The sequence below is a fragment of the Rhodococcus sp. CX genome, from assembly GCF_015865005.1.
Lineage (GTDB): Bacteria > Actinomycetota > Actinomycetes > Mycobacteriales > Mycobacteriaceae > Rhodococcus.
Genome location: NZ_JADZGH010000007.1, coordinates 67,071 through 75,013, shown reverse-complemented (window position 1 = coordinate 75,013; position 7,943 = coordinate 67,071). Strand labels below are relative to the sequence as shown.

At 68.5% G+C, this 7,943-nt stretch carries 9 protein-coding genes; all 9 read right to left on the bottom strand.

Annotated elements, in window-relative coordinates:
• Positions 1–1,256: hypothetical protein (locus I0Q12_RS00495; RefSeq protein WP_197250086.1), on the bottom strand; the 1,256-nt coding region annotated here is incomplete at its 3' end.
• Positions 1,257–1,397: 141 nt separating this feature from the next.
• Positions 1,398–2,234 (bottom strand): methylamine utilization protein, encoded by an 837-nt coding sequence (locus I0Q12_RS00490; protein ID WP_197250085.1) that lies wholly within the window; start codon positions 2,232–2,234, stop codon positions 1,398–1,400.
• Between the two features lie 45 nt (positions 2,235–2,279).
• Positions 2,280–2,582, bottom strand: coding sequence for a cupredoxin domain-containing protein (locus I0Q12_RS00485; RefSeq protein WP_197250092.1), 303 nt, complete (start codon positions 2,580–2,582; stop codon positions 2,280–2,282).
• Between the two features lie 32 nt (positions 2,583–2,614).
• A complete protein-coding gene (locus tag I0Q12_RS00480; RefSeq protein ID WP_197250084.1) occupies positions 2,615–2,956 on the bottom strand; it encodes a plastocyanin/azurin family copper-binding protein in 342 nt (113 codons plus the stop codon).
• A gap of 11 nt (positions 2,957–2,967) precedes the next feature.
• Complete coding sequence (locus tag I0Q12_RS00475; RefSeq protein WP_197250083.1) at positions 2,968–4,545, bottom strand: multicopper oxidase family protein; 1,578 nt, start codon at positions 4,543–4,545, stop codon at positions 2,968–2,970.
• Positions 4,542–5,858: a hypothetical protein gene (locus I0Q12_RS00470; RefSeq protein ID WP_197250082.1), complete on the bottom strand. Its 1,317-nt coding sequence runs from the start codon at positions 5,856–5,858 to the stop codon at positions 4,542–4,544. Before I0Q12_RS00470 ends, I0Q12_RS00475 begins: the two co-directional genes overlap by 4 nt.
• Positions 5,855–6,559: a methylamine dehydrogenase light chain gene (locus tag I0Q12_RS00465; protein WP_197250081.1), complete on the bottom strand. Its 705-nt coding sequence runs from the start codon at positions 6,557–6,559 to the stop codon at positions 5,855–5,857. The genes I0Q12_RS00470 and I0Q12_RS00465 overlap by 4 nt, the downstream gene beginning before the upstream one ends.
• A 31-nt stretch (positions 6,560–6,590) precedes the next feature.
• Positions 6,591–7,190: a redoxin domain-containing protein gene (locus tag I0Q12_RS00460; RefSeq protein ID WP_197250080.1), complete on the bottom strand. Its 600-nt coding sequence runs from the start codon at positions 7,188–7,190 to the stop codon at positions 6,591–6,593.
• 43 nt (positions 7,191–7,233) lie between these two features.
• Positions 7,234–7,821 carry a MauE/DoxX family redox-associated membrane protein gene (locus tag I0Q12_RS00455; protein WP_197250079.1) on the bottom strand — a complete coding sequence of 196 codons (588 nt, stop codon included), beginning with the start codon at positions 7,819–7,821 and terminating at the stop codon, positions 7,234–7,236.
• Positions 7,822–7,943 lie beyond the last annotated feature (122 nt).

The window sequence follows — 7,943 nt, the reverse complement described above, 5'->3', positions numbered from 1 at the left end:
GTCACGGTCACCGTCCGGGTCACGCTCGTCGTCGCGACCGAACCCGCCGCGAGCCCCTGCGTCGTGAGGGTGTACTCCCTCTGCTGGATCACCGTGCCGTCCGGTAGTTCCCGGGTTTCGACGAACCCGCTCCCGGTGGCCGGGGTGGGCGCCTCGTCGGGCGTGGTGGACGGGCGTGGTTGTCCCGCCGCGACCGCGACGGTCAGCGTCGATTCGCTTCCGGGCGTCGTGACGCGCACGGCCTGGCACAATCCTGCGCCGTCGAAACCTGCGGGTCGCAGTTCACCGAGCGGGCTATCCACCGCGAGGTCGGCGACGGGAATCCCCGCCAGCACACCGTCCAGCCGGGCGGCGGTCGCGGCGTCGATCGGGTCACTGTCCGAGGGCGAGGAGCACGATTCCGGGACGGTCGGCGTGCCGGGCGGAACCGGTGCGCTCACACGCAGTTCGGGTATGGAGACCAGGGCGACGAGTTCGTCGACGGTCAGCGGGGGATGGCCAGACTGGACGGCGTCCCCGGTCGTGCTGTCGGTGTCGTCGATGTGCGCGCTGATCTCGGAGCCGTCGGGAGCGTACGCCTGCGCGCTCCGGAACACCGTTCGCACCCCGTTGGTTTCGGACCACGTGTCATCGACGTCCACGACGGTGCCGTCGTCGAGCACGCGGCGTTCATCGAGCCTGCCGGCGACACACGGCGGGACGGGCGTCGTCGACGCCCGGACGGACAGGGACAGCGCCCCGGCGTCCTCGCCGCGGCGGATCGTCGCATATGCCGTCGTGAAACCGCCGAACAGGGCGCGGTCCGCGTCGTTCTCGAAAGACGGATCGAGGATCGGTCCGAACAGCAGGGACTGCCGTGGCGACGCGAAGATCATGTCGGCGTCGCCGGGCAGCGCGCGGACTGCCGCGTCGGTCATCGCGACCGCCTTCGGTCCCGAGAACCACGGATAGGTGGGATTGTCGTACCCGAAGTCGCCGCCGGCAAAGGAGAGGAATCCCGCGTCGTCACCGGGTGGTTCGACGCTCTCGCACCCGGGGATGGTCGTCGGGTAGGTCACCGGTTCGGTGACGTAGGTGTAGTCCTCGGGGACGGGAGCTGCGGTTGTCGTGGTCGTCGGGGGAGCGGTGGTCAATTCGGGTTCCGGGTCGTGGAGCAGCCCGCTGACGATCACCCCGCACGCGGTGATCGCGACGAACGACAGGCCGTACGTCCACGCCGTGACAGCGCGCGACGTACCGGATCCGGGGTCGCTCATCGTGTTCCGCACCTCCACCTCGACGGGTCCGGACCACCCTACGTGTCACCCCTCGGGGTGAACGTGCAGAAGTTGTCGCGGCGCGCCGAGGCACCGCGACAACTTCTGCACAGCCAGGGCTGAACCCCGTGGGTCGGAACCTCAGATCAGCGCGATCGCGGCGAACGCGGCCAGGCCGACGAGCGCAGCGCCGGTCACTGCCTGCACGCGACGATCGACGACGCACATCACCGACAGGAAGCCCGGCATCGTGCCGCCGCGGCGGGAGTGGATGATCGCCGCGACGCTCGGCATGCAGCGGCCGAGCGAGACGACGGTGAACATCGCCGCGCCCAGGGCGGGGGAGCCGACCGCGAGCACGCCGAGCACCAGCAGGTAGTACGCGCTGGACCGGATGAAGATCATGAAACCGGGGCCGATGATCGCGCCGAACAGCAGCGACACCTTCCACGGCTCCATGGTCCGACGCAGGTGCCGGGGGAGCTGCTGACGGCGCATCGGCGCCGGCATCGTGAGCACACCGATCTCGTGCAGGCCGTAGGCGAGCGCGAACAGGGCCCATCCGGCGAGCAGCCACAGCGGCGACAGGTGTGCGGCGGTGACCGATCCGATCGCGCCGAGCAGCGCACCGGTGACCGCGCCGGTGCTCACCGAGCCCAGCGCGTGCCAGCCGAGCCGGCGCAGCGGCGTCGATGAGCCCTTGCGGTTGGGCTGCTTCGGTGCCGCGACGACCCCGGCGACCGACATGCCACATGTCGACCAGTTCGCGGCCAGCGAGGTGACGAGGCCCGCGCCGACGACCGCGGCGGTCAGCGCCGTCGACGTCGTCGGGGAGGCGAGAGTCGCGACACCCGCGCCGACGACGGCGGCACCGGCAGCCATGCCGAGGCGTGCCTGCACGGACACCGCGCCTTCGAGGGTCGGGCGGATGTCGGGGAGATCGGTCTCGATCGGTTGATGGGACAGGACGGCGGTCATGGGAACCTCCTGGTCGGTTGCTGTCTTCGAACTTCCGCTGGGGTGTCAGCGGACGGTGACGGTGCCGGTCATGTACGGATGGATCGAGCACGTGTACGTGTACGTCCCGGCCTGGTCGAACGTGTGCGTGTAGGTGCCGTCGCCGGTGATCCCGCTGTCGAAGGCACCGGGCGACTCGACGTGGTGGAGGACACCGCCGTCCTCGAACCGCCATTCGACGGTGCCGCCGACCGGCACGACGACGTCCATCGGGCTGAACTGCACGTTGCTGATCTCGATCACCGCGTCGGGCGCTTCCTCTCCGGCGCATCCGGCCGCCGCGGTGGCGAGGACACCGCAGGCGAGGATCCAGCGATGCCGAACGAGTCTGCGCGGCTGCACTATTGCACGATCACTGTGCCGACCATCGACGCGTGCGGTGTGCAGTGGTACGTGAACGTGCCGGCCTCGTCGAAGGTGAATTCGTAGGTGCCCTCGGTGAGCAGTTCGCTCTGCAGCACACCGTCGAGCGGGCCGTCACCGGCGACGTCGTGGGGCAACCCGTTGTCGTCGAACCGCCACTGGACGGTCTGGCCCTTCTCGATGGTGACCGACGCGGGCGAGTACGACATGTTCGTCACGTCGATCACGACGGCGGGTTCGGTCGCCGCATCGGACGATCCGCACGCGGTCAGTCCGGAAGCGGCGATCAGTGCCGCGGCCAGTGGAAGCAGTTTCTTCACGGGGTGTCCTCTCATCGGATATACCGCAGGTTCGCGGTCATACCCGCCTCGAAGTGATAGGCATTGTGGCAGTGGAACATCCACTCGCCCGGATTGTCGGCGTCGAACTCGATCGCGAGTTCGGTGCCGGGTAGGACATTGACGGTGTCACGGCGCAGACCGCCGTATTCGGGAATCGCGAACGTGTGTCCGTGGGTGTGCATCGGATGCCACATCGTTGTGGTGTTCGCCATCGTGATGCGCACCCGTTCCCCTTGGCGCATGACCAGTTTCCCGGCGTCGGGTCCGGCCATGCCCCACACGTACCGGTCGCCGGCCTGGATCAGCTCGACCCGGTAGTCCCGGTCGACGGGCCGCGAATCGAGCCGGACCGCATCGGCCGGCCGCAGCGCGCTCTCGGCGAGCAGCCTACCGGCGAGTTCCGGGATGACCGGCCCCACATCGGGATTCGACAGGGGAGCGGCATCGGTGGAGCGCAGCACGGTCGACGCGTGACCGTCCCGGCCCTCGACTTTCGCGACCACCGGCCAGGCGCCGGACTTCAACGTGACGAGCACGTCGTAGCGCTGCGCCATCCCGATGATCAGGGTGTCGGTGGTCGTCGGGGTGACGTCGAAGCCGTCCGCCGCGATCACCGTCAGTTCGTGCCCGGCGATCGCGAAGCGGTACGGCGTCTCGGCGGCCGCATTGATGATCCGCAGGCGCACCCGACTGCCCGGCGCCGCCGTCACGACCTCGGGGTCGTTGGGCGGGCGCCCGTTGATCAGGTGCAGCGGGTACCCGATGTGCTGGGTCATCCCGCCGAGCGGCGTCGAGGAACCGTGCCCACCGGAGACGGCGGCTTCGGCCACCGACATCTGCTCGGCACTGTGTTCGACGGCCGTGCCGCCGCCGTGCCCGCCGTGGCCTCCGGCCATCGCCGGATTGAGTGCTGCCAGAACCGCTTCCGGAGTGGTACCGAGCCCGTCGATCCAGTCGTCGAGCACGAGCACGACGTCGACATCCGCGCCCGAGCGGTCGTCCGGGTCCTCGACGACGAGAGCCCCGAACAATCCGCGATCGGCCTGCAGGCCGCTGTGCGAGTGGTACCAGTGCGTTCCTGGGTCGGGAACGACGAAGTCGTACACGAACTCGCCCGCCGGTGCGATCGGATCCTGCGTCACCGGTGCCGCACCGTCCATGTCGTTGCGGATCCGGATTCCGTGCCAGTGCAGTGTGGTGTCCACACCCAGGTCGTTGCGCACCGACACGAGCATCTTGTCGCGCACACTCGCCCGCAGTTCAGGTGCCACCGCGCGGCCGCCGTACGACCAGGTGTCGACGAACCGGCCGCCGAGATCGACGGTGGCCACGCCCGCGGCGAGCGCTACCGGAACCTCCTTTCCGTTCCAACGGCGGGCCTGTTCGGCCGCGGCGATCTCGGGGTCGGTGGGCGAGATGTAGTCGGGCGGGGCGCCTGAGTCGGCCGCATCGGCCGAACTGCAGGACGCCGCACCCAGACCCAGGATGCCGAGGCCCACCGCACCGGCTCCGAGGGAGCCGATGCGGAGGAACCCGCGGCGATCCAGGATCGGTCCTGATCGGGTCATTCCAATACCTGAGGGGTGAGTAGTGTTCCGAAATCCTCGACGTTGCCGGTGATCTCGGCCGAGCTGACCTTGTCGCCGGTTTCGGACGAGATGCCGACGATCGTCTGCTTGGATTCGCCGTCGACCTCGGGGCCGGCACCGAGGACGTACAGCGTGCTGCCGTCGACGGAGAAGGTCATGCTGTCGATGCTCGTCAGGCCGAGCGCAGCGAAATCGAGCGTCTTGACCGGCGCGAAGTTCGATGCGTCGGTCAGCTCGATCTTCACCACGTTGCCGCCACGAGCCGAGTGGGGGTGGACCACGCTGTCCGTGTACTCGATCGCGACGCGGCTGCCGGTGTTGTTGATGGTGTTTGCGGCGAACCGGCCGCCGTCCTGTCCGGCGTTGCCGATCGGTGCCACCGCGGACTCCGGCAGACCGTTCGAGAAGTCGAAGACGAACACGTCGCCGTTCTCGCTCACCAGCAGCGCCTTCTTCGCGTCGGCGGCCCAGGTGACCTTGCGGGTACTGACGAAGTCGTCGGGCAGAACCTTCGCTCGCTTCGTCTCGGTCGGCACGCCGGCGTCGTCGATCGAGATCTGGATCAGCTCACGGTTCTCCTCACAGACGCTGTACAGCTCGTGCCCGTCGAGCCACGTGAACGGACCGCAGCCGATGATCTGCAGGGAGCCGCTTTCCTTCTTCGCCTCCAGATCCACGACACGGACGCCGTACAGGCCGTCGTCCCAGGTCACGAAGTACTTGCCGTCCGAGGTCACGGCGTTGGATCCCGGCCGGGAGTGGACGCGGGCGTAGTCGGGGAGCAGGACCTCCGAAGGTTCGAGCAGGTTGCCCGAGTAGGTGCTGACCGTGAAGTCCGCGGCGCCGCGCGACCCGCGCGGACGCCACACCTCCGCCGCGAGGACGGCGGGGTCGTCCGGTGTTTCGCCGACGAACCCGTGGATGACCGGATCCCAGATGCCCGGTCCCACGACGAAGCGGCTGCCCGCGACACCGGTGACCGGGTCGAGGGCGTTGACGCCGAGTTCGAGCTTGCCGAAGCCGCCGGCGACGGCGAGCAGATCCGTCGGCTTGATCGGATCGATCGACCCGACGTGCACGGGCTCCGGGATGGTGTCGCCGATCTCCTGGTCGTCGTGGCCGAGGGAGATACCCTCCCCGGGTGGGATGACCGGCACGGTGGGATAGGTGACCTCGCCGGAGGACGCGCTGTCGTCGTCCGAGCTGCAGCCCGTCAGGACGAGCGCGGCGGCGAGCGGAGCCGCCACTACCGCGGCGGACCGGGAAAGACGCTTGGTGCGTTCGGATTTCATGCGCCGGCACCGACCTTCGGGCGTGCGGCCGGACGGGTCTGGCAGTCCTCGCCGATGATCGGAGCCATCGTGCAGGTGTAGGCCTGGGACTCGTCGGAGACGCACCAGATGATCTCCTGGTCGTTGCTGCCCGAGACCGGGTTGTACATGATCGCCTGCATGTCGGGCTCGCCGCAGAACGCGTTGGAACACGACGGTGCGCCACAGCAGTCGTAGTAGGCGATCAGGTAGGTCTTTCCGGTGTCGGGGTTCGTGCAGCAACCGACCCAGAACTCGGCGCCCGGCTTGCTGCCGGGAGCGCAGGTGGTCACGCCGCCGCCGTTGCAGGCCGCGCACGAGGTGCCGTCCATGTTGCACCAGCGCCAGTACTCGCACTCGGCCGGATCCTTGCCGTCGAACGTGATGAACTGGGGGTCGGGTGCATCCGGAGCGGGCGGCGGCGCCGGGGTTTCCTGGGCCATCGCGGTGCGCGTGACGGGCAGCGAGCTGATCAGCGCGACACCCGAGACGCCCATCGTCCAGCGTCCGATCCTGCCGAGCATCGAGCGGCGCGAAGTGCGTTCGGACAGTTTGCGTCCCGTGCGGCTCATGAAGGAACCGCCCTGACCGGCCATCCACGCGGCCTGTTCACGGACGGTGGCCTCGTCGACCGGATATCGCTGCTCCGTCACCTCATGCGGTTCCGGATTGTTGTGTTGCATGGCGGTTCGCCTCCTTCTATCGGGGGGTGGGTCAGGCGGACTTCGCCTGCGCGTGGAGGTGCTGGAGGGACGGCGTGCCGGATTCGAGTGCGTTGAGCAGACTCTCGACCTGCGCCATGTGGTTGGTCAGGCCCTTGCCGCGGATCTTGCCGTGCTCGTCGAGGATCACGCCGTACGGCGTGGTCCCGACCTGGTAGGCGATGCCCACGTCACGGGCGTCGACATAGCTGAGTTCGGTGCCGATGTTTGCGCCGGCCAGGAACTGCTTGTGCTCCTCGGGTGTTCCGTCGGAGATGATCACGACGTCGAGGTCGGATTCGGCGCGGGCCATCGCACGCAGACCGGGCAGCAGGCTCTTACAGGTGCTGCAGCTCGGCGCCGTGAACATCAGCAGCTGCGGCTTGTCGCGGTGACCGCCGACCTTCACCGAGCGTCCGAGGTGATCGACGAGACCGGAGAACGACGGGCCGGCCTGCTCGATCTTCGGTCCGGTGTCCATCATCCGCGCGCCGAGCGGGCCGAGCCGCACCTGGACGCGGCCGATCTCCCGGGCGAGCGCGAGAGTCATGAGGAACAGCAGTGCGACCGCGATTGTCAGCACGACGACGGCCACCAGCAGAAAGTTCGTCATCGATTAAGTCCTGTCTACGAAAGTTGTTTCGGGAAAAAGAGAGTCACGAGCCGTAGCGGGAGACGGTGCTCGTCGCCCGCAGCCGGATCGAGGCGGCGCTCAGGTAGTCGTCGACCGGACGCCGTCCGACGTGCACGACCGAGCGGATCTGCGCGACGGCGAGGACGGCCAGCACGACCAGCAGTCCGCCGGCCACCGCGGCCAGACGTTCGGGCACCGTGACGGAAACGGACCCGGCCAAAGCGAGCACCAGCGCGGCCACCGTGAACGACGCCGCCCGTGCCGCGTGGAACCAGCCGATCTGCGGGACCTCGTGGGTACCGAACGCGAAGCATCCGCAGTCGAGGTCGCGACGGCCGCGTGCCAGGTTCACGGTCAGTCCCGTGGTGAAGGCCGTGAACAGCAGGGCTGCTGCCACGGCCGGCCACCGGCCGCCGATCCCGAGGATCAGCAGGGCACCGACCACGACCTCGACGAACGGCAGCGTCGCCGCCACCGCGCGTTCCGCGGGGGCCGGCAGCAGCCGGTATCCCTTCACCACCGTCAGCAGCCCGTCCCGGTCGCGGAGCTTCGGAATGCCCGCGAGCAGAAGCGTCCCACCGAGGATCGATGCGAGCACCACCCAGATCATGGATTTCGTCCTCTCTGTCGTCGGGGAAATCCTGACGAGCAGATGAGGCGGTCTTGCTGCGCGGAGGAAACAACTGTGCGGTCGCCGAGTGGAAACCGGATGCCGTGGGTGATTTGCGCGGT

What these genes read in the sequence shown, in the direction of transcription:
- I0Q12_RS00455 (WP_197250079.1), bottom strand. Translation starts at nt 7,821, where the DNA reads ATGATCTGGGTGGTGCTCGCATCGATCCTCGGTGGGACGCTTCTGCTC.
- I0Q12_RS00470 (WP_197250082.1), bottom strand. Translation starts at nt 5,858, where the DNA reads ATGAAATCCGAACGCACCAAGCGTCTTTCCCGGTCCGCCGCGGTAGTG.
- I0Q12_RS00490 (WP_197250085.1), bottom strand. Translation starts at nt 2,234, where the DNA reads ATGACCGCCGTCCTGTCCCATCAACCGATCGAGACCGATCTCCCCGAC.
- I0Q12_RS00475 (WP_197250083.1), bottom strand. Translation starts at nt 4,545, where the DNA reads ATGACCCGATCAGGACCGATCCTGGATCGCCGCGGGTTCCTCCGCATC.
- I0Q12_RS00460 (WP_197250080.1), bottom strand. Translation starts at nt 7,190, where the DNA reads ATGACGAACTTTCTGCTGGTGGCCGTCGTCGTGCTGACAATCGCGGTC.
- I0Q12_RS00465 (WP_197250081.1), bottom strand. Translation starts at nt 6,559, where the DNA reads ATGCAACACAACAATCCGGAACCGCATGAGGTGACGGAGCAGCGATAT.